Consider the following 24815-nt stretch of genomic DNA (forward strand, 5'->3'; position numbering starts at 1 on the left):
TCAATAGTTCAGCAGGAGGCGGGGCAGGGCGAGGCTGAGCGACGGCGTGTAGGTGATGATCAGCAGCAGCACCACCAGCACCGCGTAGAACGGCAGCATGGGTTTCAGCACCCGGCCGATCGAGACCTTGCCGACGGAGCAGCCGACGAACAGGGCGGAGCCGACCGGCGGCGTGCAGATGCCGATGCACAGGTTCATGGTGATCATCACCCCGAAATGCACGGGGTCCATGCCCAGGTCCTGGGCCACCGGCAGGAAGATCGGCGTGAAGATCAGCAGCGCCGGCGTCATGTCCATGAAGGTGCCGACCACCAGGAGGATGCAGTTGATGGTCAGCAGCAGGACGATGGGGTTGTCCGACAGGGCGAGCAGGGCATCGGAGATGGTGTAGGGGATGTCGGCGAAGGCCATGGCCTTGGACATGGCGATGGAGCAGCCGATCATCAGCAGCACGATGGAGGTCGTCACCGCCGATTCCAGGACGATGCCCGGCAGGTCGCGGATGCCGATCTCGCGGTACCAGACCAGCGCCAGGAACAGGGTGTACATCACCGCGGCGGCCGACGCCTCGGTGGCGGTGAAGACGCCGCCGACGATGCCGCCCATGACGATGACGATGAGCCCCAGCGGCAGCATGGCGTCCAGCGTGCGGAACCAGACCTCCCGCCAGCTCGGCCGCGGGGCGACGGGGTAGCCGCGCTTCTTGGCCATGATGCCGGCCACCACCATCAGGCCCAGGCCCATGAGGATGCCGGGGACGTAGCCTGCCACGAACAGGGCGGCGATCGACGTCCCGCCGCTGATCAGGGAGTAGACGATGAAGGTGGTGCTGGGCGGGATCAGCAGCCCGGTGGGGCACGACGCGATGTTGACCGCGGCCGAAAAGGCGGGGTCGTAGCCCTCGCGCTTCTGCAGCGGCGCCATGACGCCGCCCACCGCGGCGGCGGCGGCCACCGCCGACCCGGAGATGGCGCCGAACATCATGTTGGCCAGCACGTTGCAATGGGCCAGAGAGCCGGGCAGCCGGCCGCCCAGAACCTTGGCGAAGTTGATCAGCCGCAGGGCGATGCCGCCGCGGTTCATGATGTTGCCGGCCAGGATGAAGAACGGGATGGCCAGCAGGGTGAAGCTGTCCAGCCCCGAGGCCATCTGCTGGGCCGTGATGTAGACGGACTGGTCGAAGGACATGAACGCCAGGAACGTCACCACGGCGGCCACGCCGATGGCGAAGGCGATCGGCACGCCCAGCAGCATGAGGGCGCCGAAGGTTCCGAACAGCGTCAGGGTGCTTTGCAGTTCCATCACCGGGTGCTCCCCTGGCTGGTGGCGCGCCGGGCCGCAGCGGTCCCGGCGGTCTCGGCGGTCTCGGTGTCGGTTCCGGCGTCGGCGTCCGCTTCGGGGCGGGGCGGGCCCGCCGGGGCCGCCGCTCCGGTCTCGTCCGCGGGCTTGTCGTCCCCGTGCAGGTGCGCCGCCCAGGCGGGGTCCGCCAGAAAGACCACGGCGTAGAACAGGATCAGCACGCCGGCGGCGGGAATGGCGCCGTAGACGTAGCCCATGGGCAGGCGCAGCACCGGGGTCATCTGGCCGCTGGCCAGCGTCTTCAGGGTGAGCTGGCCGCCGCCGTAGACCATCACGATCAGGGCGAAGGCGGCGATGACCAGGGTGATGACGGCGCGCAGCACCCGGCGGCGCGGCGGCGACAGGCCCGGCGACACGATGTCGATCGCCAGGTGGCGCGCCTGGCCGTAGGTGTAAGCCGCGCCGAACAGCGCCGCCCACATGAAGAGGAAGCGGGCGATCTCGTCGGTGACCGTCGTCGGCGCGCTCATCACATAGCGGGAGAACACCTGCCAGAACACGCAGATGACCAGCACGGCGAAGATGGTGACGATCAGGCCGCCGAGCACCGCATCGACGGCGCGCGTCGCCGTGCGGATGGGGCCGCCGCCCGGCGGCTGCGGGGCCACGGCAGGGGATGGGTTCGGCAAGGGCTCCTCCCGGAGGGGCGGACGGGACGGTTGGACCGTCCGCTGTCGTTGTCAGCTCGGCCGCGGATGGGAAAGGCACCCGGCCTCGACGCCTAGCTTTCCCCGTTTCCCGCAATTGGTCAACCAATTTCGGGAAACTGGTTGACTGCCGTCCTGAATTGGCCAACCATGACCCCACAGCAGCCGAGGGCGTCGCGGCGCGGCGGCCCCGGGCGTCCGAGGAATCGGTCGACTGCGAACGGGCACAGAAAAACCAGGAGGATTCGACATGCAGATGCGGTATTGCGTGGGTGCGCTGGCGGGCGCGGCCCTGCTGGTGGCGGGCGGCGCGGTCGACGCGCGCACGCTGAAGCTGAACCACAACAACCCCACCGACCACCCCGTCCACATCGCCGCGGAAGACATGGCGAAGCGGGTGAGCGCGCTGACCAACGGCGCGCTGAAGATCCGCGTCTACGCCAACGCCCAGCTCGGCACCCAGCGCGAATCCATGGAGCTGATGCAGAACGGCTCCCTCGACATGGCCCGCTCCAACGCCAGCGAGCTGGAGGCGTTCGAGGAGTCCTACAGCGCCCTCAACCTGCCCTTCATCTTCGCCAATGAGCAGCACTACTACGACGTGCTGAGCGGCGAGATCGGCGACGACATCCTCATGGCGTCCAAGGACAAGGGCTTCATCGGCCTGGCCTACTACGTCGAAGGCGCGCGCTCCTTCTACGCCAACAAGGAGATCCACTCGCCGGCCGATCTGACGGGCATGAAGATCCGGGTGCAGCCCAGCCCCACCGCGATCCGCATGGTCGAGCTGCTGGGCGGCACCCCGACGCCGATCGCCTATGGCGAGCTCTACAGCGCCCTTCAGCTCGGCGTGGTCGACGGCGCGGAGAACAACCCGCTGGCCCTCACCTCGGCCCGCCACGGCGAGGTCGCCAAGGTCTACTCCAACGACGAGCACACCATGATCCCGTCGGTGGTGATGATCTCGTCGAAGGTGTGGGCCGACCTGTCGGCCGACGAGCAGAAGGCCCTGAAGCAGGCGGCCCGGGAGTCCATGGACCAGCATCGCCAGGTCTGGAACAGGATGGTCGCCGAAGGCATCGAGAAGGCCAAGACGGAGATGGGCGTCACGTTCATCGAGGTCGAGAAGGCGCCCTTCGTCGCGGCGGTGAAGCCGATGTACGAGGAGGTCGCGGCCAAGTCGCCGCGCGTCGCCGACCTCATCACCCGCATCCAGGCCCTGGCCAAGTGACGAGCCGCGCGGCCTTCCCCCGGCGGGAAGGCCGCGCCGGCCGGCCCCAAGAACTCCAGCGGAGCGATCCCCGTGCTTGAACGGTCCGACATGGCGGAAAACGCCCTCCAGGCCCTGCATGACGAGGCCTACGGCGTCCCCTTCGATCCCCGCAACCTCGACCACCGCACCATGGTGTTCGTGGGCGGTCGGACGGGCCGGTCGCTGGATGGCGACTGGAATTTCTGTGTCGACCTGCTCGACACCGGGCTGCGCCAGAAATGGTACGCCATGGAGCCCGTGGCGGCGGAGGAGCGGACGGAGCCGTGGGACTACGACCCCTACGAGGGGGAGACGGTGCCGGTCCCGTCGTGCTGGCAGGTGCTCAAGGAGAAATGGTACTTCTTCGAGGGCAGCGCCTGGTACACCCGGCCGCTCGACATGGAGGCCGTGGATGCGGAGCGCCGCTATGTCCTGCGGGTCGGCGCCGCCCAGTACGACTGCAAGGTGTTCCTGAACGGCGCCTTCGTGGGCAACCACGTCGGCGGGTCCACCCCCGTCTTCGCCGAGCTGACCGGGCACCTGAAGCCCGGCCGCAACTGGCTGATGCTGATGGTCAACAACACCCGGACGCTGGACCGGGTGCCGATGCGCAACACCGACTGGTTCAACTACGGCGGCGTCTACCGCGAGGTCGAGCTGTTCGAGACGCCGCGCACGGTCATCCGCGATCTGTTCGTCCACCTCGCCGCCGGCGACGGGTCGGGCCGCATCCGTGCGGCGGTCGAGGTCGACGGCCCGGCCACCACGGCGCGCCTGGAGATCCCGGCGCTCGGCGTCGACGTGGCCATCGCCCTGGACGGCGCCGGGCGCGGAGCGGTCGAGGTCGCGGCGCACCCCGACCTGTGGTCGCCGGAGAGCCCGACCCTCTACGACGTGGTGCTGACGGCCGGCGGCGACCGGGTGGCGGACCGCGTGGGCTTCCGCTGGATCGAGCGGGTCGGCGATGCGATCCACCTGAACGGCCGGCCGCTGTTCCTGCGCGGCATCTCGGTGCACGAGGACGACGCGGCGACCGGCAAGGTCACCGGCGAGGAGGACCTGCGCCGGCGCTTCGCGCACGCCCGCGAGCTGAACTGCAACTACCTGCGCCTGGCGCATTATCCCCATCACGAGCGGGCCGCCCGGCTGGCCGACGAACTCGGCTTCCTGCTGTGGGAGGAGATCCCCGTCTACTGGGCGATCGCCTTCGACGACCCGCGCACCTACGCCGACGCGGAGAACCAGCTTCTCGAGCTGATCCGGCGCGACCGCAACCGCGCCAGCGTGATCATCTGGTCGGTCGGCAACGAGAACCCGGACACCGACGCCCGGCTGGCCTTCATGAGCGGCCTCGCCCACGCCGCCAAGGCGGCCGACCCGACGCGCCTGACCTCCGCCGCCTGCCTGGTGAACCACGCCCGCAAGCGGATCGAGGACCGGCTGGCCGAGCACATCGACGTCATCGGCATCAACGAGTACTACGGCTGGTACGAGGAAAACTTCGAGGATCTCGTCGCCATCGGCCGCAACTCCAATCCGGACAAGCCCGTCGTGATCTCCGAGACCGGGGCCGATGCCGACATCGGGCCGACCGGGCCGAAGCGGGGGCTGTTCAGCGAATCCTACATGCGCGAGGTCTACGAGAAGCAGATCGCCATCCTGCGCGACCTCGCCTACGTCAAGGGCATGTCGCCGTGGATCCTCTATGATTTCCGCGTCGAGCGGCGGCAGAACGTGTTCCAGCGCGGTTTCAACCGCAAGGGCCTGATCGCCGCCGACAAGGCGACGAAGAAGGCGGCCTTCCATGTCCTCGCGGCGTATTACGCGGAACGCCGGGCAGGGGATGAGGCGGAGGACGAGACATGACGGAACCCGCAGGCAAGCGCCGCTACCAGGACGTCGCGGAGGCGCTGAAGCGCGAGATCGCCGCCAACGGCTACCGGATCGGCGACCGCATGCGCACGGAACGCCAGATCTCCGCCGAGCTGGACGTCAGCCGCTCGCTGGTGCGCGAGGCCGTGCTGATGCTCGAGATCGAGGGGCTGGTGGAGGTCCGCAAGGGCTCGGGCATCTACGTCACCCGGCTGCCCGAGGAGGGCGGGGCCAGTGCGCGCGGCGACATCGGCCCGTTCGAGCTGCTGCAGGCCCGCCAGGTGCTGGAGAGCAGCATCGCCGCCTGTGCGGCCACCACGGTGACCAAGGCCGACATCCTGCGCATGCGCGAGGCGCTGGAGCTGGAGCGGCTCGACATCGAGGCGGGGCGCGACGACTACTCCGGCGACGCCCTGTTCCACCGCCTGATCGCCGAGGCGACCCAGAACGGCGCCCTGGTGGACGTGCTCGACGACCTCTGGCGCAAGCGCGCGGACAGCCCGATGTGGGCCCGCCTGCACGGCCGCATCTTCGACGCCGGCTACCGGCGCCAGTGGCTGCACGACCACCAGGCGATCCTGGCCGCGCTCCAGTGCAAGGACGCCACCCAGGCGCGCCAGGCCATGTGGCGCCACCTCGGCAACGTGCGCCAGACCCTGCTGGCGCTGTCGGACGTCGACGACCCCGACTTCGACGGCTACCTGTTCAATGCCGACCCCTCCCTGGCCGAGGCCGGCTGACGGCGCCGGCCTCCCCGTTTCCAACACCCCTGTGCGCACCTCCGACGAGAAGGCGTTGAGACCATGAAGCAGACGTGGCGCTGGTTCGGACCGAACGACCCCGTGTCCCTGGCGGACATCCGGCAGGCCGGTGCCACCGGCGTGGTGACCGCCCTCCACGACCAGCCCAACGGCGCGGTCTGGCCGGTCGAGGCGATCGCCGCCCGCAAGGCCATGATCGAGGCCGCCGGCCTCACCTGGGACGTGGTCGAGAGCATCCCCGTCCACGAGGACATCAAGACCGGCGCCGCGGGCTGGGAGGCCCATGCCGAGGCCTGGGCCCGGACGCTGCGCAACCTGGCCGCCCAGGGCGTCCGGCTGGTCTGCTACAACTTCATGCCGGTCATCGACTGGACCCGCACCGACCTCACCTACGAGCTGCCCAACGGCGCCCGCTGCCTGCGCTTCGACCAGACCCGCTTCGTCGCCTTCGACGTGTTCGTGCTGGGCCGCGAGGGCGCCGCCGCGTCCTACCCGCCGGCGATGGTGGAGAGGGCGCGGGCGGACTATGAGGCGATGACCCCGGACGACATCGCCACCCTGACCCGGACCATCATCGCCGGGCTGCCCGGGTCGGAGGAGAGCTACACGCTGGACGCCTTCCGCGAGCGGCTGGCGCTCTACCGCGGGATCGACGCCGACGCCCTGCGCGGCCGCCTCAAGGCCTTTCTGGACATCGTGGTTCCCGTGGCCGAGGCGGTGGGGGCGCGGCTCGCCATCCATCCCGACGACCCGCCGCGCCCGTTGTTCGGCCTGCCCCGTATCGTCTCGTGCCTGGGCGACATGGCGGCGATCACGGCGATGCACGCCAGCGCGGCGAACGGCTTCACCCTGTGCACCGGGTCCTACGGGGTGCGCGCCGACAACGACCTGGTCGCGATGGTCCGGTCCTTCGGCGAGCGCATCCATTTCGTCCATGTCCGCTCGACCCGGCGCGAGGGCGAGGACGGCCTGAGCTTCCACGAGGCGGCCCACCTCGACGGCGACATCGACGTGGTGGCCATCGTGCGCGCCCTGGTGGAGGAGGAGCGCCGCCGCGGCCAGGGCGACACCATCCCCTTCCGCCCCGACCACGGCCACCAGATCCTCGACGACCTGCGCCGCGCCTCGACGCCGGGCTACCCGGCGATCGGCCGCCTCAAGGGGCTGGCCGAGATCCGCGGCGTGGAGCTGGCGGTGAAGCGGCTGCTGGGCTGACGGCAACCGGCGGCGCGGCCGCGCCGCCGGCGACCGGCCCGCCGCACCGGCCGGAACCGCGGGAGCGGCGGCCAGCGGGTCCACGAGCGTCCAATGGGGCCACACGGGAGCCCCCCGCCGGACGTCGGCACCGGGGACCCCCGGGCCTGTCTGGCCGAGGGACGACGGCCCGCGACCCCAAGCAGGACACCGGCGGCATCGCGCGTCGGTGAGGTCGGGGGCCGTCTGCCCGGGAAGGCACCGGCTGCGCCGCCACCCCTTCACCGTCCGGGGCCAGTTTCAATGAGGCCCGGGCATTTCTGCCCGGGAAGACGAAAGCGAGAATCGGCGCCAACCAGACGACGGTCAACGGTTTCAATGAGGCCCGGGCATTTCTGCCCGGGAAGACCCGTCCAGGACTACAAGACGTGGAAGGGCCAGAAGTGAGCGTTTCAATGAGGCCCGGGCATTTCTGCCCGGGAAGACTCCTCCCCCGCCAGCCGATTTCAGACGAGATCCACGCGTTTCAATGAGGCCCGGGCATTTCTGCCCGGGAAGACGCGCCATTCGCATGCCCGTCACGCCCGATGCGGTCGAGTTTCAATGAGGCCCGGGCATTTCTGCCCGGGAAGACAACACAAACGCCGCATTACGTGGTGGGGAGTTCAAGACGTTTCAATGAGGCCCGGGCATTTCTGCCCGGGAAGACCACATGGCGTGGGCCGACACTTGGACCCGTGACGGGTTGTTTCAATGAGGCCCGGGCATTTCTGCCCGGGAAGACTTCCGATCATCTTCGCCATCCGCGGCGAGGAAAGCTTGTTTCAATGAGGCCCGGGCATTTCTGCCCGGGAAGACCCAGCGTGCCGCAGCGCTGTGCGTCATCATCGACGACGTTTCAATGAGGCCCGGGCATTTCTGCCCGGGAAGACCGGGACCGAAGGAGGACCGAAGCGGGACCAAGAACAATGTTTCAATGAGGCCCGGGCATTTCTGCCCGGGAAGACGGGTACCGTACAGCGCTTTGGCGGGGAACGCAAATCCCGGCCGGATTCGAGGGGTCCGCATCACGCCCCCCGGCGCCGGCTCCCGGTGAGCCCCGTCGATCCCGTTTCGTTCTGAACGATGTCCAAGACCCCTTGTGAATCAACGCCCCACGCCGTTGCGAGGGGTGCCGGGGTTTTCGCGTCCACCGGACCCCTCGCAGCGGCAGGAACGAACCGGGACCGAGCGTAGCACCGCCGCGCCGCGCCGTCACCCTCGCGATGGCCGCCGGACGAGGCGATCGGCCGGCCCGCCGGGGCCCGGCCGCCGACCCGCACGGTCGTTGAAAAAACCGCGCCAGCTTTGCGGCGGCGCCGCGTGGATAGCTTCGGAACGGGACGGAAGGCCGCTCGCAGCGGCGCCGCCCCCCAGCAACAAGCCCCTCCTGTCGACGCGGAAGAGCCCTCTTTCCGTGAACGGGATGCTGCACCCCGGAGACCGTCCATGCAGGTCGACACCACCAGCGCCACCACCACCACGGCGTCCGCCACCAAGAGCTCGTCGGCCTCCCTGGTCGAGAACTACGAGTCCTTCCTCACCCTGCTGCTGAAGCAGCTCGAGGTGCAGGACCCGACCGACCCGGTGGACGCCTCCGAATACACCAGCCAGCTCGTCCAGCTCGCCTCGCTGGAGCAGGACGTGTCGAACGGCGAAACCCTCGACAACATCTACTCGGCGGTGCAGCAGCTCGGCGCCGGGACCGCCGCCATCGGCTATCTCGGCCGCACCGTGGAGGCCGAGGGGGACACCACCGCGCTCCAGGACGGGGCCGCCACCTGGGTCTACGAGCTGGGCGCCAACGCGGACTCCGTGGCGCTGACCGTCACCGACGCGGACGGCAACGTCGTCTACACGGCGGAGGGCGACACCGACCAGGGCAGCCACACCCTGGCCTGGGACGGCACCGGCGACGACGGCACCGCCTATTCCTCGGGCGCCTACACCCTGACGGTGACGGCGCTGGACGACACCGGGGCGGCGGTCGGCACGGAGACCCGCATCAAGGGGACGGTGACCTCGGTCGACACCTCCGACGGCTCGACCACCTTGGGCATCGGCGGCGTCGACATCGCCATCGACGACGTCCTCTCGCTGTCCTGATCAACCCCGCAACGCGACAGGTGCCGCCATGGGTATTTCCAGCGCGCTCTACACCGCCACGTCGGGGCTCAAGGCCCAGAGCAAGGCGCTCAGCTCGATCTCCAGCAACATCGCCAACTCCAGCACCATCGGCTTCAAGAGCACCGGCACCGCCTTCACCTCGTATCTCAACAAGACGAGCTCGGTGGACAGCCAGACCGGCGGGGTGATGGCCGGCAACTACCGCTCCATCAACCAGCAGGGCGACATCCAGTCGAGCACCGTCACGTCGAACCTGGCGATCAACGGCGACGGCTTCTTCGTGGTGTCGGACGAGACCGCGGACGGCGACGTGCTGTTCACCCGCAACGGCTCGTTCGAGCCGGACGCCGACGGCTACCTGGTCAACCAGGACGACGTCTATCTCTACGGCTGGGCGCTCGACGAGAACGGCGACGTGATCGCCAAGAACACCTCGTCCCTGGACAGCCTGGAGGCGATCAACGTCACCGAGGTGCGGGGCACGCCCAAGGCGACGTCGGAGACGACCATCGACGGCAACCTGCCGTCGGACGCCGCCGTCGGCGACAGCTTCACCTCCGACATCGAGGTGTTCGACGCGCTGGGCAACAGCCACTCGGTCACCCTGACCTGGTCGAAGACCGCCGACAACACCTGGTCGGTGGACGCGGCCGACCCGACGCTGTCCTCCGACGCCTCGGCGACCACCGGGACGGTCGCCGGCTTCCCCGTCGCCATCGCCTTCAACGACGACGGGTCGCTGGCCTCGACGACGCCGGACCCGGTCAGCTTCGCCGTCACCGGCTGGACCACCGGGGCCGCCGACAGCACGGTGTCGCTCGACCTCGGCACCGCCGGCGGCGCCGACGGGCTGACCCAGTACGCGTCGGGCGACGACGACCCCTCGGCCGAGCTGGAGAGCGACCAGGACGGCTACGAGCCCGGTACCCTGACCGGCACCGAGGTCGACGAGAACGGCATCGTGCGCGCCGTCTTCGACAACGGCGAGACGCGGGCGATCTACCAGATCCCCGTCATCACCTTCGCCAACGCCAACGGCCTGGACAGCGAGACCGGCTCGATCTTCAGCGCCACCGCCGCGGCCGGCGCCTACCAGCTCCGCACCGCCGGCGACGGCAAGGCCGGAACCCTCGATGCGAGCGCCCTGGAAAGCTCCACCGTCGAGCTGACCGACGAGTTCAGCCGCATGATCGTGGCCCAGCAAGCCTACACCGCCGCGTCCAAGGTGGTGACCACGGCCCAGGACATGATCGACACCCTGCTCGCCACCAAGCGCTGAGGCCGGGGCCATGACCGTTCACCCCCTCACCCGCCCCGTTCCCGCCCCCGTTCCCGCCCCCGTTCCCGGGGACCCCTTCGCCGAGGAGACGCGGCTGGCCGGCGACCTCCGGCGCCTCACCGCCGCGGTGGCCCGCCACCGCGCCGACGCGGCGGCGCCGCGCCCGCAGCGGGTGGCCCGCCGGATCGCCCTGGTCGACGAGGTGCAGGAGCTGCACCGGCGCCTGCGCGCGACCCAGGCCGGGGTGTCCGTGCTGCTGTGCCGCCACGTCAACGCCCGCGCCGCCACCTCGGCGTACGGCCGCGCCGCCACGGCCTCCGGCCGGACCACCCCGACCTCCGGCCGGACCACCCCGGCCTCGGGCCGGGCCGCCGCGCCGCGGCGCTGAACCGGGGAGACCGTCCATGGCCTCGACCCTGCGCGCCCGCACCACCGACACCATCCGCCTCGACCCGGTGGTGGTGATCGACTCCTTCGTCGCCCGGTTGACCCGCGCCGCCGAACGGGCGGTGGCGGCGGCGGCGGCCGGCCGGCCGCGCGACGCGCTGCTGGCCGCCGGCGCCATGCAGATGCTGCTGCGGGCCGAGGACGCCATGCTGCGCGACGCCCTGGCCGCCGCCCACAGCCGGCGCGTGCCGCCGGAGGTGCGGGCCGCCGTGCGCACCGCCGCGGCCGGGGCCCTGCAGGCCGCCGCCGCGGCGGTCGGCGGACTGGGCACGCGGGCCAAGGTGGCGCGGGCCCGCCAGGCGGCCATCGGCGACGCCCTGCGGGCGGGCATGGCGGTGCGGCCCGGCGGCTACACCGCCGGCGCCGGCCGCGCCGACCCGCCCGGCGGCGCCGTCGTCCGCCAGGCCGTGCGCATTTCCGTCTGAGACCGGGAGGACCGCCGCCATGTCGCTGCGCATCGCCGGCACCATCGCCAACGCCGCCTTGCGGACCAACGAGGTGGGGCTCGCCGTCGCCTCGGCCAACGTCGCCAACGTCGACACCGAGGGCTACACCCGCAAGACCGCCGCGGTGACCGCCACCGACATCGCGGCCCCGGTGTCCAGCGTCGCGGTCAGCGCGATCTCCAGCACGGTCGACCGCTACCTTCTGAAGACGCTGGTGGGGGCCCAGTCCGACCTCGGTGCGGCGCAGACCACGAGCGATTACCTCGGCCGCCTGCAGGATTCCCTCGGCACCACCGACTCCGACACCGGCCTGGCCGCGATGATCGACACCGTGGCCGACGCGATGGCGACCCTGGCCACCTCGCCGGAGAGCGGCAGCGCCCGCGCCGTGGTGGTCGAGGATCTGGCGGCGGCGGCGGAATCCCTGCGCTCCGCCTCGGCGACGGTGCAGGACCTGCGCGGCCAGGCCGACGACGCGATGGCCACCACCGTCGACCGCATCAACGCCAACCTGGAGGCCATCGACGACCTCAACGACCGCATCGTCAAGGCCCAGGCGCTGGGCCAGGACACCAGCGACCTCCAGGACCAGCGCAACGTGGCCCTGCAGGAGCTGGCATCCGACCTCGACATCCGCTACCAGGTCGACGACAACGGCCGGATGCGGATCGCCACGGCGTCGGGCACCGCCCTGCTGGACTCCGCGGTCCACGAGCTGGGGTACACCCCGGCCGCGACGGTCGACGCCGCCACCGCCTTCACCCCCATCACCATCGACGGCGAGGACGCCACCGCGGCCATCCGCTCCGGCACGCTGGGCGCGCTGCTCGACCTGCGCGACGAGGAGCTGCCGGCGCAGCAGGACCGGCTCGACGCCTTGGCGGTGTCCTTGAAGGACACCCTCAACGCCATCCACAACGAGGGAACGGCGGTGCCCGCGCCGGCGTCGTTGACCGGCACCGCCACGGTGGCGGCCACCGACGCGCTGGCCGCCACGGGAACGCTGCGGGTGGCGGTCACCGACGCCGACGGCACGGTGGTCGAGGTGCAGGATTTCGATCTCACGACCTTCGCCACGGTCCAGGACGCCGTCGACGCGCTGGACGCCATGCCCGGCCTGTCCGCGTCGCTGTCGGCGGACGGCAAGCTGGTGCTGGCGGCCGACGATCCCGCCACCGGGGTGGCGCTGGGCGGCACCGACGACGCCGTCGGCGCCGACGGTGCCGGCTTTTCCGCCTGGTTCGGCATGAACGACCTGCTGACCGGCAGCGGTGCGGCGGACCTGCGGGTCGCCCCGGCGATCGCCGCCGACAGCGGCCGGCTCGCCGCCGGCACCCTGTCCGCCGACACCGCGCTGGCGGCCGGCGCCATCGGCCTGACGTCGGGCGACGCCAGCGTCGCCCAGGCGCTCGGCGCCGCGTTCTCCGCGACGGTCGACATGCCCGCCGCCGGCGGCCTGTCGGCGCGCAGCACCAGCTTCGCCGGCTACGCCGGCGACATCGTCCAGGCCGTGGCGACCGCGGCCGGGCGGGCCGACGCCGTCCTGGAGGAACAGGAGGCCTATGTCGACGGGCTCACCGGCGAGATCGCCTCGCAGAGCGGCGTGAACCTCAACGAGGAGCTCGCCGCCATCCAGTCCCTGCAATCGGCCTACGAGGCCGCCGCCGCGGTCATGCAGGCGGTGCAGGACATGTTCGACACCGCCCTGGACATGGTCCGATAGGAGGACGTCATGGAGCGCATCGCCACCTCGAACCACCAGGCCCAGCTCGTCCAGTACATGATGCGGGCCGAGGCGCGCGTCGCCACCGCCCAGGTCCAGGCGGCGACGGAACTGCGTTCGGAGGACTACAAGGGCATCGCCGACGAGAGCGGCCGCCTCGTCAACCTGGAGAGCTACTACCGCCGGTCCGAGCGCTACGTCGACGAGGGCGAGGTGGTGAACGGCCGCATCCAGACGATGCACGACGCGGTCGGCGGCATGATCGACCTCACCAACCGGGTGAACGCCCTGGTCACCAGCCTCCAGGGCGCGGCGGGCAGCGGCGCCGAGGGGATCAAGGCCGAGGCGGCGGCCCTGATGGAGGAGTTCGCCGCCCTCCTCAACACCCAGCAGGAGGGGCGCTACCTGTTCGCCGGATCGCGCACCGACGCCGCCCCGGTCAGCGTCGACTCCGCGGACTATCCCCCGGCCACCAGCCCGTCCGCCGCCGACACCAGCTACTTCTCCGGCGACGCCAGCGTGGCCTATTTCCAGGCCGCCGACGACCTGGTCATCGCGTACGGGGTGACCGCCGACGACCCGGCCATCGAGCAGGCGCTGCGGGCCATCAACCTGATCGCCAACATGCCGACGGACCCGATCGACACCGCGCTGGTGACCGAGGCCGACGAGCTCGCCGACGCGGCGGCGGACGGGCTGACGGTGGTGCAGACGAAGCTGGGCGCCGCGTCGGCGACCCTGGAGCGGACCATCGACCGCCACCTGGACGAGCAGCTCGTCCTGGAGACCCAGGTGGAGGACGTGCGGTCGATCGACATCGCCGAGGCGACGACCCGCCTGTCGCAGCTCCAGGCCTCCCTGGAGGCGACGCTGAGCCTGATGAAGATCCTCGAGACCACCAACCTCACCAACTACCTCTGAGCCCCGCCTGTGAGCCGGCGGCCTGTGAGCCGGCGGCGGCGATTTCGCGGGGTCCCGAAAATAGCCCGCCAGCTTTCCCCCACCCGCCCGTGGGAAGAGACGAGGGCCCGGTCTGTTCGGCCCTTCGCAGCCGTCGGGCCGGGGCACCCCCCGGGGCCGGCCCGCCCACCAGGAGACTGATACCATGCCCGTCATCTCGACGAACACGGCCGCCAATTCGGCCCTGCGCTACCTCAACATCAATTCCGAGAACCAGGCGAGCTCGGTGTCGAAGATCGCCAGCGGCTCGCGGATCACCAAGGCGTCCGACGACGCCGCCGGCCTGGCGGTCGGCACCTCCCTGGTGTCCGACGTCACGGTCCTGAAGCAGGCCGCGACCAACGCCTCCCACGGCTCGTCGATCCTGCAGACGGCCGACGGCGGCATGTCCCGGATCTCCGACATCGTCCAGCGCATGCGCTCGCTGGCCACCCAGGGCATGTCCGGCTCGGTGACCGACACCGAGCGCGGTTATCTCGACGCCGAATTCCAGCAGCTGATCGAGGAAATCGACGGCATCGCCAGCGGCACCCGCTTCAACGACGACCCGCTGCTGGACGGCACCGGCAACTGGGCCGCCGGCATCGACTTCCGCGTCGGCACCGAGGCCACCGACAACATCAACGTCTCGATCTCCGACGTCAGCACCACGGGCCTCGCCATCGGCGCCCTGGACGTCACCACCTCGGCCACCGCCGCGGCCGCCCTGACGGCCCTCGACACCGCGGTGGAGACCCTGTCGAGCGCGCGCGCCGATGTCGGCGCCCTGATCTCCCGCTTCGAGTTCCGCGGCGAGATGCTCGCCACCACCATCGAGAACACCGAGGCGGCGCAGTCCTCGATCATGGACGTCGACGTGGCGGCCGAGCAGGCCGAGCTGGCATCGACCAAGGTGCTGACCCAGGCGGCGATCGCCGTGCTGTCCCAGGCCAACGAGATGCCGCAGAACCTGCTGTCGCTGCTGCGCTAGGCATCGTTCCCTCCCCCGCCGCCGGCGGGGGAGGGTCCACCGCGGACCGGGGCGGGGCGCCATGACCGACATCTCCACCAGCTACACCACCACCAGCACCACGGCGGCGTCCACCGGCGCCTCGGCGCTGTCGGCCAGCGAGTCCGGCACCGGCCTCGACTACTCCGCCCTGGTCGAGGCGGCGGTCGCCAAGCGGTTGCTGCCGGCCGACCGCATCGACCAGACGATCACCGACAACGAGGCCCTGATCTCCGCCTACGGCGACCTGCAGGGCCATCTGCAGGCCGTCAACGAGGCGATCGACGGCCTGCGCAACCGGACCTCCGCCACCGGGGCCGACGACAACCTGTTCGCCCAGCGCGCCGCGTACCTGTCGGACGACGGGGCGCTGTCGGTGACCGTCGAGGACGGCACGCAGACCGGCGTCTACAGCGTCGAGGTGGTGCAGCTCGCCACCCGGCACAAGATCGGCGCCGACACGGTGGCCAGCCAGAGCACCGCGCTTGGCCTGACCGGCTCGCTCACGCTGGGGGTCGAGGACGGCACGGCGGTCACCATCGCCACGGATGCCGACATGTCGCTGACCGAGCTGCGCGACGCCATCAACGCGCAGAAGGAGACCAGCGGCGTCGGCGCCAGCATCGTCCAGGTGAGCGACGGTGCGTACGAGCTGATCCTGACGGCGGTGGACACCGGCAAGGCGCTGACCCTGGACGACGCCGGCACCGGGCTGCTGGCCGGGCTCGGCCTGACCGACGCCGACGGCGCCGTCGCCAACGAGCTGGTGGCGGTCCAGGACGCGATCGTCCGCGTCGACGGCGTGACGATCACGCGGTCGAGCAACACCATCGCCGACGCCATGGAGGGCATCACCTTCGACCTCTACAGCGCCGCGCCCGGGGAGACGATCGCGGTCGAGGTGTCGGAGGACCTCACCTCCATCAAGACCGCCATCACCGATTTCGTCGACGCCTACAACGAGCTGCGCAGCTTCATCCAGGGCCAGCAGACCACCGGGTCCGACGGCACCGCCAGCGACGAGGCGACGTTGTTCTCCGACAGCCTGCTGCGCCAGGTCAACGCCGCCGTCTACGACGTTCTGAACACCACGGTGACCACCGACGGCGGGGTGATGTCCCTCGCCAGCCTCGGCATCTCCTTCGAGAGCGACAACACGCTCAGCATCGACGAGACGGCGCTGAACAGCGCGCTCACCGGCAACATCGACGCCGTGAAGCAGCTCCTGGGGCTGCAGATGACCAGCTCGTCCAGCGATGTCCAGCTGCTTCGCTTCGACCAGAGCCTCGGCCTCGCCTCCTTCGCGCTGGACATCGCGATGAACGACGACGGGACCATCGCGGCGGCGACGGTCGACGGCGACGACAGCCTGTTCAGGGTCAGCGGCAACCGCATCATCGGCAACGACGGCACCGCCGCCGCCGGCCTGGTGCTGGTCTACACCGGCGACGGCGGCACCGTCGACCTGTCCTTCTCCCAGGGGATCGCCGACCGCCTGTACACCGCCATCGCCGCCTACGCCGACGACGACGAGGGCACCATCGCCACGATCATGGGCCAGATCGAGGACGACAACAGCACCCTGCAGACGCGGTCCGACACGATCCGCGACCGGGCCGAGGACTACCGGTCGCGGCTGACCGCCTACTACGCCCGCCTGGAGGCGGCGGCCGAGGCGGCCGCGCTGCTGCTCCAGCAACTCACCTACTCGTCGGACGACGACGACTGACCCCGACCGCGTCCAGCAAAGGACCTGCGCCATGCCGAACCCGACCCTCACCAAGGCCCTGTCCGCCTACGCCACCGCCAACAGCGCGGTGCCGCCCCTCGTCGCCGTGGTGCGCCTGTACGAGCGGGCGATGACCCACCTGCACATGGCGCTGGAGGCGGCGCGCGCCGGCTGGTTCGAGGAGCACCACCGTGGCGTGGAGCGCGCCACCACCATCATGGCCGCCCTCGATTCCCTGCTCGACATGGAAAAAGGCGGCGACGTCGCGCAGGAACTGCGCCGCTTCTACCGTACCACGGTCGTCCAGGCCGGTCTGGCCGCCGCCCGCAGGGACCCGGCGCGGGCGACCGAGCAGGTGATCCACCAGCTCGGCGTGGTGGCCAAGGCCTGGCAGACCATCGCCGCGCAACGCGGCGGACCTTCGAACGCCGCGTTGCGCGGCGGGCCGACAAGCGCCGGGCAACGCGGCGCACCACCCACCGCCGCAGAACGCGGCGTGGTTTCCGACACGTCCGGGGCCGGGGCCAAAGGGCTGCCCGCCGCCGCGATGGGGAGACCGAACGATCATGAGCACGGCGGTGGAACTCGGGCGGCCTGGCGGGTCTGAGATGGCGTCGCCGCGCCCGGACATGCCGGTCTGCGGCGACCGGATCGACGAGCCCGACGACGTCTTGATGGCGCGCATCCGCGACGGCGACCAGGGCGCCTACCGCGTCCTGGTCGACCGTCATCTGCGCCGCACCTATGCGCTGGCCCGGCGCGTCAGCGGCAGCGACAGCGAGGCCGAGGACATCGTGCAGGACGCCTTCCTGCAGATCTGGCAGCGCCGCGCCCAGTGGGCCGACGAGGGCGCGCGATTCACCACGTGGCTCTACCGCGTGGTGGTCAACCGCTGCATCGACCACAAGCGGCGGCCGGCCGGCGAGGACCTGGACGGGGTGGACGAGCCGGTGGCGCCGGGCGCCGACGCCGTGCACACCATCCAGCGCCATCAGGTCGCCGCCCGCCTCCAGGCGGCGCAGCGCAAGCTGCCGGCGCAGCAGCGGGTGGCGCTGACGCTGTTCTATTACGAGGGCCTCAGCAACGCCGACATCGCCTCGGCTATGCAGATCAGCGTCACTGCGGTAGAGTCGCTGCTCAAACGGGCGCGCCAGCAGCTGCGCGCGCTGCTGCGGGCGAGCGCACAGGCGGCCAGGGATGCCTACGATGACGGATGAGGAGTTCGGCGCGCTGCTCGACCGGCACGGCGCCGACCTGGCGTCCTGGCCGGCCGGGCTCGCGCGGGACGCCCGGCGGCTGCTGGCCCGGTCGACCCGCGCCCAGGCGTTGCTGGACGAGATGGTCGGGATCGAGCTCGCCCTGTCCGGGCACGGCCCGTCGCCGCCGCCCGATCTCGCCGACCGGATCTTCGAGAAGGCGTTCGGCACGCCGTCCCCACCCGGCGAAAAAGCGCCCGGCGCGAAGGGGGCCGGCGCGAAAGGGGCCGGCGTGACAGCGTCCGGCGCCGCCGCGGCCAGGCGGTTTCCGCGGACTCCCTGACGGTCGCCCCGGCGGCGGCGCCGTCAGTGGCGGGCGGTGGCACCGGGTCGGGGCCGGCCGTTCCGCCGCGGGCCCGTCGGTGCCGGCGCGGCGGCGCGGTGCAGGGCCTCGGCGATCCGCTCCATGGCGCCGGCCAAGCCGGCGGCCGGTTCGGGTGGAAACACCCGCATGGTCGGGTACCAGGGCCGCACCCGGGTGCCGAGATGGGTCCAGTCGCGCTCGGCGAAGCGCCACACCGGGACACCCAGCGCCCCGGCCAGCTCGCCCACCGAGTTCGCCGGGGCGATCACCAGGTCGAGCGCGCTGACCAGCGCCGCCGTCGTCTCGAAATCGTCCTTGAGATCGACCGGCACGATGGCGCCGTCCCGGGCCGTGGTCGCCTGATGGATGCGGACGCCCCAGCGGGCCTCGGCCCGGGCGATCTCGTCGCGGGCGTCGTCGTACTGAAGGTTGACGAAGACCACCCCCGGGACCGCGAACACCGGCCCCCACGCCTCCAGCGGAAGGTAGGACCATTGACGGTCGAGCGTCATCAGCTGGCTGCGCCAGGAGATGCCCACCCGCAGGGCGCCCCCCATCGCGTCGAGGCGCTCGCGCCAGTCCTGGACATGGGCGTGGTCGGCGTAGAGCCAGGCCGACCGCGGCGGAAAGGACGCGAGGTCGGGGCGCAGCAGGCGGGGCAGGGTGCCGGCGGCCACGTGCCGGTCGCAGTCCACCGCCTCGACCGCGGGGCGGCCGCGCACCGGCTGCTCCGCCCGCACGGTGGCGCGCGGGAAGGAGCGCTGGAACAGCGGCACCAGCCGGGGGTCGCATTCGATCACCGCGTGCCCGGCGCGGCGGATGGCGTCGGCGTAGCACGAGGCGAAGAGGAACTCGTCGCCGACCCCCTGCTCGCGCCAGATGAACAGCCGCCCGCCCGCCAGCGGCTCGCCCTGCCACTCGGCGACGGCGAAGCGGCGCCGGCCGGCCCGCCCGGCCTCGAAGCGGCAGGCGTAGCCATCCCAGCCGGGCGCCGCCAGGCCGCGCTCCAGGGCCAGCAGGCCGCGGTTGAAACGGGCCGGGGCGTGGCCCGGCTGGACGGCGATGGCGCGGTCCAGCCAGCGCTCCGGCGCGGCCGCTCCGCTCCACCATTGGGTGAGGCCCAGCGTGCACAGGGCGTCGGGCAGCGTCGGCGCGAGGGCGAGGGCGCGCCGGCAGGCCCGCCGGGCCTCGTCGAGCCGCCCGCGCCCGCTCAGCACGTAGGCGTGCACCGCGTGGAGCGGCGCGTGCAGCGGCGCCAGCACCAGGGCGCGGCGCAGCAGCGTCTCGGCCTCGGCCGGGCGGTTCTCGTCGCGCCGCGCCGCGCCCAGGTTGCCCAGGGGATCGACCGCCGCGGGGTCGAGCGCCACCGCGTTGCGCCAGCAGCGCGCCGCCCCGCCGTGGTCGCCGGTCGCCTTCAGGGCGTTGCCCAGCGCGTTCCAGCCGCCGGCAAGCCGGGGCGAACAGGCGACCGCGCGCCGGTACCAGCGCAGGGCGGCGGCGCCGGAGCCCTGGGCCAGCGCCACCGATCCCAGATTGATGAGTGCCGGGGCGTGGCCGGGATCGGTGGCGAGGGCGTCGGCGAAGCAGGCGGTGGCGGCGATCTCCCGCCCGGCGCCGCGCAGCAGCACCCCCAGCGTGTTGCGGGACTCCACGTCGCCCGGCCGCAGGCGGAGGGCGGCCACCAGGTTCTCCGCGGCCTCGCCGACGCGGCCGAGGCGCCGGCAGGCGCCGGCCAGCAGGACGCGCAGCTCGGGAACATAGGGCTTCAGCGCCACCGCCCGGCGGTAGGCGCCGACGGCGAGGTCGATGCGACCCATGCCCTCCATGGCCTGACCAAGTTGCAGGCTGGCAACCACCGGGTCGGGACCGCTGGCTGCTGGCGAAGCGCTCGGCGTCATGTTCGGTTGTCCTCGGGGGAAGAAAGTTGCGCACGGTGGTGATACGCCGCGTCGCCGGCGAAGCCTGCGCTGCATCGCCCCGAAAATTTTTCCCACGGGGCGCGCAGGAGCGTGCCGCCCGGCGCGTATCATGGGGCGAGACGACACGACAGCGATGCGGGCGGCCCGGCAACGGGACCCGTGCGGCAAGCCGGGAAGGGTGGGGTGGGGTCCTTCGACGACCACGACGACGAGGAGTTGATGGCCGCGACGGCGGCCGGCGACCGGGAGGCGTTCGACGCCCTCAGCCGCCGGCACCTGCGGCGCAGCCTCGCCCTGGCCTACCGGGTCGTGCGCAACGCCAACGATGCCGAGGAGGTGGTGCAGGATGCCTTCCTGCAGATCTGGACCCACGCGGACCGCTGGCGCGCCGACGGCACGCGGTTCTCGACCTGGCTCTACCGCATCGTCGTCAACCGGGCCATCGACTACCGCCGGCGGCGCACCTTCGCGCCGCTCGACACGGTGGAGGAGATGGCGGACCCCGACGAGGGCGCCGAACGCCGGGTCGCCGACCGCCAGACCGGCGCCGCGGTGGCGGCGGCGATCGCCGAACTGCCCGACCGCCAGCGTGCGGCGTTGAGCCTTTGCTATTATCAGGAGATGAGTTGCGCCGAAGCCTCGGAGGTTCTGCAGGTCTCGGTCTCGGCCATGGAAAGCCTGCTCGTCCGTGCGCGGCGAACGCTGCGTGCCCGGCTGGCGCCGTTGATCCCCCCGACCCGTCATAAGGACGGTACGAAGCCATGACACTCAAAGAGTTCAGTTTGCTCACGGACCTCTACGGCGGCGATCTCAGCCGCTGGCCCGAGGATCGGGTGTCCGCCGCCGCCACGTTGCTGGCCGCGTCGGACGACGCGGCCGCGCTTCTGGAGGCGGCGGTCGCCCTCGACGCCCTGCTCGACACCGCGGCACCGGAGGTGGACGGCGATTCCGTCGCCCGCGTCGCCGGCGCCATCGCCGCGCGGGTCGGTGCGCTGCCGGAGCGCCGCGCCCCGGCCTGGGTCCTGGCCCCGCCGCCGGTGCGCCTGTGGCCGGTCGCCGGCATGCTCGCGGCCTCGGCCATGGTCGGATTCCTGGTTCTCAGCCAGGCGGTGCCGCCGCCCTCGGCGGCGGCGCGCACGGCCGCCGCACAGGGGTTGACCGACGTGCTGGTGGCCGACGCCTATTGGGGAGCGGTGCAATGACCATGGCCCCGGTGGGCCGTCGCTGGCCATGGTACCTGCTGTTCGCGTCGCTGGCGGCGAACATGCTGCTGGTCGGGATCTTCGCCGGGCAGCTCCTGCACTGGGGACCGCCGCCGCCCCCGCCGGACCCGGAACGGGGGCTCGCCGCCTTCATCGAGCGGGTGACGGGGGAGCTGGCCCCGGCCGACGCCGCGGTGCTGCGCACCGCGTTCGAGGCGAAGCGGCCGCTGCTCCGCCGCCAGGCGGCCAACCGCGACGAGCTGCGCATGGCGATGGACCGGGCCCTGTCGGCCGACGTCTTCGATGCCGTGGCGCTGACCGCCGCCTTCGACCGCTTCCACGCCACGGAGACCGCGCTGAACCGCGAGATCGACGCCACGGTGGTCGATGTGCTGGGGCGCCTGTCGTCGGAGGCCCGGCGCGTCCTGGCCGCCTCCCGCCCCGGCCGGCCCTGACGCGGTCCGGCCCCGGCGCGACCCCGGCGCGGTCCCGCTCGGCGGCCGGGCCGAGCGGGAGCCGCGACCGGGAAGGACGCCCGCCCCGGCCGCCGGCGAAAGCGCTTGGCGCACCAATGGTCGTCGGCTAGGATGCCCGCCATGACGAACGCGATCCGCCCCGTTCCGACCCACCGATATTGGGGCCGCTGGTTTCGACCGGCGGCATAGGATCGCGCGCACCCCGTCGCAGATGCCGAAGCCGCCCGACACCGCAGCGGCTTCCATGCGCGGCACACGTTCCCCCGGCACGTTTCCTCGTCATCGACCCTGCGGTCCTCGGGCGGCTGTCCAGCCCCAGGAGGAGAGACCGCCATGTTCGATTTCGACGTCGTCACCGGCCCGACCCAGCCGCCCCGCCCGCCCCACGACGAGCCGCCGGCCGCGGCCGCGCCACCCCCGGCCGATCGCTCCCCGGCCGGCCCGCGCCCGGCTGGCCCGCCCGCCGCACGCGCCGGCGCCGGGTGAGTGGGTCCGCGCCCGTCACGCCCCCTCGTCCTTCGGGAAGACGGGTTTTTCACGGTGCGGAATGGACCTGCGACAATCTGTCGCACCTCTCCTCGCGTGCAGGGGGAGTGGCTTAAAAGCACCGGGTTGCCCGCCCGGCGCCGTGGGGTGTTTCGGTCCACGCCCCGCACGGGCGGGCAACGGCGGCCGGTCGGGCGCCTGCCCGGACGGGCAGGATGTTGGTGTGCGAAACCATTTGCCCGGCCGACCGCTCGGTATTAGCCAGGACTCATGAAAAAACCGCGGGCACGCCGACGGCGCGCATCGCACAGGGGAGCCGGGAGGGCGACATGCCGATCAGCCACCATCCGACCATCGCCCAGTATCTGCTTCAGGAGAAACGGGCGCGCGGCGCGTACGGCACGGACCTCGTCCAGCTCCTCCTCGACGTGTCCCAGGCCTGCAAGCGGATTTCGCGGGCGGTCGCCAGCGGCGCCCTGCGCGACGTGCTGGGCAAGCTCGACGTGGTGAACGTCCAGGGCGAGACCCAGCAGAAGCTGGACGTGCTGAGCGACGAGATCTTCCGGCAGCGCACCGAGTTCGGCGGCCACGTCGCGGCCATCGCCTCGGAGGAGCAGGAGGAGCCGGTGCCCGTGCCGGAGCACTACCCGCGCGGTGACTTCCTGCTGCTGTACGATCCCCTCGACGGGTCGTCCAACATCGACGTCAACGTCTCGGTGGGCAGCATCTTCTCGGTGCTGCGCGCCCCCCGGCCCGGCGAGGCGGTGACCACCGCCGATTTCCTCCAGCCCGGTGCCCGCCAGGTGGCGGCGGGCTATGCCATCTACGGCCCCTCGACGATGCTGGTCCTCAGCGTGGGTGCCGGTGTCCAGGGCTTCACCCTGGACCCGGTGATGGGCGATTTCGTGCTCACCCATCCCGACCTGACGATCCCCGCGTCGACCCGGGAGTTCGCCGTCAACGCCTCCAACAGCCGGTTCTGGGAGGCGCCGGTCCGGCGCTACGTGGAGGAGTGCATGGCCGGCGTCGAGGGGCCGCGCGGCAAGGACTTCAACATGCGCTGGATCGCCTCGCTGGTGGCCGAGGTGCACCGCATCCTGATGCGCGGCGGCGTCTTCCTCTACCCCCGCGACAACCGCACCGGCTCGCGCCAGGGACGGCTGCGCCTGATGTACGAGGGCAACCCGATGTCGCTGCTGGTGGAGCAGGCGGGCGGCCTGTCGACCACCGGGACCGGGCGTGTGCTCGACGTGGTGCCCACCGAGCTGCACCAGCGCGTGCCGCTGATCCTCGGCTCGGCGGAGGAGGTCGAGCGCATCCAGGCCTACCACCGCGCCGGGGCCGAGCCGGTGATCGACACCCCCCTGTTCAACGCCCGCGGCCTGTTCCGCACGGCCCAGTGAGAGGCGCCCGACCGATGTCCGAGCAGCATCCCATCATCGCCATCACCGGCTCCTCCGGCGCCGGCACCACCTCGGTCACCCGCACCTTCCAGGAGATCTTCCGGCGCGAGAACGTGGCGGCGGCGATCATCGAGGGCGACAGCTTCCACCGCTTCGACCGCACGGACATGAAGCGGCAGATGGCCCAGCGCCTCACCGACGGCGACCCGACCTTCAGCCATTTCGGCCCGGAGTCCAACCTGTTCGAGGAGCTGGAGCGGCTCTTCCACTGCTACGCCGAGAGCGGCACCGGGCTGCGCCGCAAGTACCTGCACGACGAGGAGGAGGCCCGCCCCTACGGCCAGCCCCCCGGCACCTTCACCGACTGGGAGGAGCTGCCGCCCAGCGACATGCTGTTCTACGAGGGGCTGCACGGCGCCGTGGCCACCGACGCGGTGGACGTCGCGCGCTACCCCGACCTGAAGATCGGCGTGGTGCCGGTGGTCAACCTGGAATGGATCCAGAAAATCCACCGCGACAAGGCGACCCGCGGCTACTCCACCGAGGCGGTGACCGACACCATCCTCCGGCGCATGCACGACTACGTCCACTACATCTGCCCGCAGTTCACCCGCACCCACGTGAACTTCCAGCGCGTGCCGACGGTGGACACCTCCAACCCGTTCATCGCCCGCCACATCCCGACCGCCGACGAGAGCTTCGTGGTGATCCGCTTCGCCAACCCCAAGGGGATCGATTTCCCTTATCTGCTGAGCATGATGCACGACAGTTTCATGTCGCGGGCCAACACCATCGTCGTTCCCGGCGGCAACATGGAAATGGCCATGCAGCTGATCTTCACCCCCTTCATCTGGCGGCTGATGGAGCGGCGCAAGCGCGCGCTGGGCGGCTGACGGCGGCGCGGCCGGCGCCCGGTCCCGGCGTCCCGGGCGCAACCAAGCGCGGT

At 71.5% G+C, this 24815-nt stretch carries 24 protein-coding genes and 1 CRISPR repeat array; of the genes, 21 read left to right on the plus strand and 3 right to left on the minus strand.

What is annotated here, in order from left to right:
* Together AC6H2I_RS04390 and AC6H2I_RS04395 are read right to left on the minus strand one after the other, a co-directional pair.
* Window positions 1-1302, minus strand: coding sequence for a TRAP transporter large permease (locus AC6H2I_RS04390; RefSeq protein WP_497499357.1), 1302 nt, complete (start codon window positions 1300-1302; stop codon window positions 1-3).
* A complete protein-coding gene (locus AC6H2I_RS04395) occupies window positions 1302-1988 on the minus strand; it encodes a TRAP transporter small permease (protein WP_497499358.1) in 687 nt (228 codons plus the stop codon). The genes AC6H2I_RS04390 and AC6H2I_RS04395 overlap by 1 nt, the downstream gene beginning before the upstream one ends.
* 268 nt (window positions 1989-2256) lie before the next feature.
* Here AC6H2I_RS04395 and AC6H2I_RS04400 point away from each other — a divergent pair, with 268 nt between their 5' ends.
* From AC6H2I_RS04400 to AC6H2I_RS04470, 15 genes are all read left to right on the plus strand, one after another.
* Window positions 2257-3237 carry a TRAP transporter substrate-binding protein gene (locus AC6H2I_RS04400; RefSeq protein ID WP_497499359.1) on the plus strand — a complete coding sequence of 327 codons (981 nt, stop codon included), beginning with the start codon at window positions 2257-2259 and terminating at the stop codon, window positions 3235-3237.
* Window positions 3238-3309: 72 nt separating this feature from the next.
* Complete coding sequence (locus AC6H2I_RS04405; protein WP_497499360.1) at window positions 3310-5124, plus strand: glycoside hydrolase family 2 protein; 1815 nt, start codon at window positions 3310-3312, stop codon at window positions 5122-5124.
* Window positions 5121-5870, plus strand: coding sequence for an FCD domain-containing protein (locus AC6H2I_RS04410; RefSeq protein WP_497499361.1), 750 nt, complete (start codon window positions 5121-5123; stop codon window positions 5868-5870). Before AC6H2I_RS04405 ends, AC6H2I_RS04410 begins: the two co-directional genes overlap by 4 nt.
* 63 nt (window positions 5871-5933) lie before the next feature.
* On the plus strand, window positions 5934-7106 hold the full coding sequence (gene uxuA, locus AC6H2I_RS04415) for a mannonate dehydratase (protein WP_497499362.1): 1173 nt from the start codon (window positions 5934-5936) through the stop codon (window positions 7104-7106).
* Between the two features lie 276 nt (window positions 7107-7382).
* Window positions 7383-8092: a CRISPR direct-repeat array (repeat unit 37 nt; unit sequence GTTTCAATGAGGCCCGGGCATTTCTGCCCGGGAAGAC).
* A 481-nt stretch (window positions 8093-8573) separates the two neighbouring features.
* Window positions 8574-9230 (plus strand): flagellar hook assembly protein FlgD, encoded by a 657-nt coding sequence (locus AC6H2I_RS04420; RefSeq protein WP_497499363.1) that lies wholly within the window; start codon window positions 8574-8576, stop codon window positions 9228-9230.
* A 28-nt stretch (window positions 9231-9258) separates the two neighbouring features.
* Window positions 9259-10530, plus strand: a complete 1272-nt coding sequence (gene flgE / locus AC6H2I_RS04425; protein ID WP_497499364.1) for a flagellar hook protein FlgE — start codon at window positions 9259-9261, stop codon at window positions 10528-10530.
* Between the two features lie 10 nt (window positions 10531-10540).
* Window positions 10541-10918: a hypothetical protein gene (locus tag AC6H2I_RS04430; protein ID WP_497499365.1), complete on the plus strand. Its 378-nt coding sequence runs from the start codon at window positions 10541-10543 to the stop codon at window positions 10916-10918.
* A gap of 16 nt (window positions 10919-10934) precedes the next feature.
* Complete coding sequence (locus AC6H2I_RS04435; RefSeq protein WP_497499366.1) at window positions 10935-11402, plus strand: hypothetical protein; 468 nt, start codon at window positions 10935-10937, stop codon at window positions 11400-11402.
* A gap of 19 nt (window positions 11403-11421) precedes the next feature.
* Complete coding sequence (gene flgK, locus AC6H2I_RS04440) at window positions 11422-13146, plus strand: flagellar hook-associated protein FlgK (protein WP_497499367.1); 1725 nt, start codon at window positions 11422-11424, stop codon at window positions 13144-13146.
* A gap of 9 nt (window positions 13147-13155) precedes the next feature.
* Window positions 13156-14067, plus strand: a complete 912-nt coding sequence (locus AC6H2I_RS04445) for a flagellin (protein ID WP_497499368.1) — start codon at window positions 13156-13158, stop codon at window positions 14065-14067.
* Between the two features lie 184 nt (window positions 14068-14251).
* Entirely contained in the window at window positions 14252-15076 is an 825-nt protein-coding gene (locus AC6H2I_RS04450) for a flagellin (RefSeq protein ID WP_497499369.1), read from the plus strand.
* 61 nt (window positions 15077-15137) lie between these two features.
* The gene (gene fliD / locus AC6H2I_RS04455; RefSeq protein ID WP_497499370.1) at window positions 15138-16823 is read left to right on the plus strand and encodes a flagellar filament capping protein FliD; all 1686 of its coding nucleotides are present in this window, start codon (window positions 15138-15140) and stop codon (window positions 16821-16823) included.
* 31 nt (window positions 16824-16854) lie between these two features.
* Complete coding sequence (locus AC6H2I_RS04460; RefSeq protein WP_497499371.1) at window positions 16855-17430, plus strand: flagellar export chaperone FliS; 576 nt, start codon at window positions 16855-16857, stop codon at window positions 17428-17430.
* A gap of 1 nt (window position 17431) precedes the next feature.
* On the plus strand, window positions 17432-18040 hold the full coding sequence (locus AC6H2I_RS04465) for an RNA polymerase sigma factor (RefSeq protein WP_497499372.1): 609 nt from the start codon (window positions 17432-17434) through the stop codon (window positions 18038-18040).
* A complete protein-coding gene (locus AC6H2I_RS04470) occupies window positions 18030-18362 on the plus strand; it encodes a hypothetical protein (protein ID WP_497499373.1) in 333 nt (110 codons plus the stop codon). Before AC6H2I_RS04465 ends, AC6H2I_RS04470 begins: the two co-directional genes overlap by 11 nt.
* Window positions 18363-18385: 23 nt before the next feature.
* On the opposite strand, the gene AC6H2I_RS04475 is transcribed toward AC6H2I_RS04470, so the two are convergent.
* Window positions 18386-20281: a tetratricopeptide repeat protein gene (locus tag AC6H2I_RS04475; RefSeq protein ID WP_497499374.1), complete on the minus strand. Its 1896-nt coding sequence runs from the start codon at window positions 20279-20281 to the stop codon at window positions 18386-18388.
* Between the two features lie 204 nt (window positions 20282-20485).
* Here AC6H2I_RS04475 and AC6H2I_RS04480 point away from each other — a divergent pair, with 204 nt between their 5' ends.
* The 6 genes from AC6H2I_RS04480 to AC6H2I_RS04505 all read left to right on the plus strand — a co-directional run bounded on the left by AC6H2I_RS04480 (window position 20486) and on the right by AC6H2I_RS04505 (window position 24762).
* Entirely contained in the window at window positions 20486-21067 is a 582-nt protein-coding gene (locus AC6H2I_RS04480; RefSeq protein ID WP_497499375.1) for an RNA polymerase sigma factor, read from the plus strand.
* Window positions 21064-21504, plus strand: a complete 441-nt coding sequence (locus tag AC6H2I_RS04485; RefSeq protein ID WP_497499376.1) for a hypothetical protein — start codon at window positions 21064-21066, stop codon at window positions 21502-21504. Before AC6H2I_RS04480 ends, AC6H2I_RS04485 begins: the two co-directional genes overlap by 4 nt.
* On the plus strand, window positions 21501-21959 hold the full coding sequence (locus AC6H2I_RS04490) for a periplasmic heavy metal sensor (protein WP_497499377.1): 459 nt from the start codon (window positions 21501-21503) through the stop codon (window positions 21957-21959). The genes AC6H2I_RS04485 and AC6H2I_RS04490 overlap by 4 nt, the downstream gene beginning before the upstream one ends.
* A gap of 354 nt (window positions 21960-22313) precedes the next feature.
* Complete coding sequence (locus tag AC6H2I_RS04495; protein WP_497499378.1) at window positions 22314-22466, plus strand: hypothetical protein; 153 nt, start codon at window positions 22314-22316, stop codon at window positions 22464-22466.
* Between the two features lie 329 nt (window positions 22467-22795).
* Window positions 22796-23869, plus strand: coding sequence for a class 1 fructose-bisphosphatase (locus tag AC6H2I_RS04500; RefSeq protein ID WP_497499379.1), 1074 nt, complete (start codon window positions 22796-22798; stop codon window positions 23867-23869).
* Between the two features lie 14 nt (window positions 23870-23883).
* Entirely contained in the window at window positions 23884-24762 is an 879-nt protein-coding gene (locus tag AC6H2I_RS04505) for a phosphoribulokinase (RefSeq protein WP_497499380.1), read from the plus strand.
* Window positions 24763-24815 lie beyond the last annotated feature (53 nt).

The organism is Azospirillum sp. NS33, assembly GCF_059703765.1.

Coding starts and splice junctions, on each gene's coding strand:
- AC6H2I_RS04410 (WP_497499361.1), top strand. CDS start 5,121: ATGACGGAACCCGCAGGCAAGCGCCGCTACCAGGACGTCGCGGAGGCG.
- AC6H2I_RS04460 (WP_497499371.1), top strand. CDS start 16,855: ATGCCGAACCCGACCCTCACCAAGGCCCTGTCCGCCTACGCCACCGCC.
- flgK (WP_497499367.1), top strand. CDS start 11,422: ATGTCGCTGCGCATCGCCGGCACCATCGCCAACGCCGCCTTGCGGACC.
- AC6H2I_RS04430 (WP_497499365.1), top strand. CDS start 10,541: ATGACCGTTCACCCCCTCACCCGCCCCGTTCCCGCCCCCGTTCCCGCC.
- AC6H2I_RS04505 (WP_497499380.1), top strand. CDS start 23,884: ATGTCCGAGCAGCATCCCATCATCGCCATCACCGGCTCCTCCGGCGCC.
- AC6H2I_RS04470 (WP_497499373.1), top strand. CDS start 18,030: ATGACGGATGAGGAGTTCGGCGCGCTGCTCGACCGGCACGGCGCCGAC.
- fliD (WP_497499370.1), top strand. CDS start 15,138: ATGACCGACATCTCCACCAGCTACACCACCACCAGCACCACGGCGGCG.
- AC6H2I_RS04485 (WP_497499376.1), top strand. CDS start 21,064: ATGACACTCAAAGAGTTCAGTTTGCTCACGGACCTCTACGGCGGCGAT.
- AC6H2I_RS04400 (WP_497499359.1), top strand. CDS start 2,257: ATGCAGATGCGGTATTGCGTGGGTGCGCTGGCGGGCGCGGCCCTGCTG.
- AC6H2I_RS04420 (WP_497499363.1), top strand. CDS start 8,574: ATGCAGGTCGACACCACCAGCGCCACCACCACCACGGCGTCCGCCACC.
- AC6H2I_RS04435 (WP_497499366.1), top strand. CDS start 10,935: ATGGCCTCGACCCTGCGCGCCCGCACCACCGACACCATCCGCCTCGAC.
- AC6H2I_RS04445 (WP_497499368.1), top strand. CDS start 13,156: ATGGAGCGCATCGCCACCTCGAACCACCAGGCCCAGCTCGTCCAGTAC.
- AC6H2I_RS04465 (WP_497499372.1), top strand. CDS start 17,432: ATGGCGTCGCCGCGCCCGGACATGCCGGTCTGCGGCGACCGGATCGAC.
- AC6H2I_RS04500 (WP_497499379.1), top strand. CDS start 22,796: ATGCCGATCAGCCACCATCCGACCATCGCCCAGTATCTGCTTCAGGAG.
- flgE (WP_497499364.1), top strand. CDS start 9,259: ATGGGTATTTCCAGCGCGCTCTACACCGCCACGTCGGGGCTCAAGGCC.
- AC6H2I_RS04495 (WP_497499378.1), top strand. CDS start 22,314: ATGTTCGATTTCGACGTCGTCACCGGCCCGACCCAGCCGCCCCGCCCG.
- uxuA (WP_497499362.1), top strand. CDS start 5,934: ATGAAGCAGACGTGGCGCTGGTTCGGACCGAACGACCCCGTGTCCCTG.
- AC6H2I_RS04490 (WP_497499377.1), top strand. CDS start 21,501: ATGACCATGGCCCCGGTGGGCCGTCGCTGGCCATGGTACCTGCTGTTC.
- AC6H2I_RS04450 (WP_497499369.1), top strand. CDS start 14,252: ATGCCCGTCATCTCGACGAACACGGCCGCCAATTCGGCCCTGCGCTAC.
- AC6H2I_RS04390 (WP_497499357.1), bottom strand. CDS start 1,302: ATGGAACTGCAAAGCACCCTGACGCTGTTCGGAACCTTCGGCGCCCTC.
- AC6H2I_RS04475 (WP_497499374.1), bottom strand. CDS start 20,281: ATGACGCCGAGCGCTTCGCCAGCAGCCAGCGGTCCCGACCCGGTGGTT.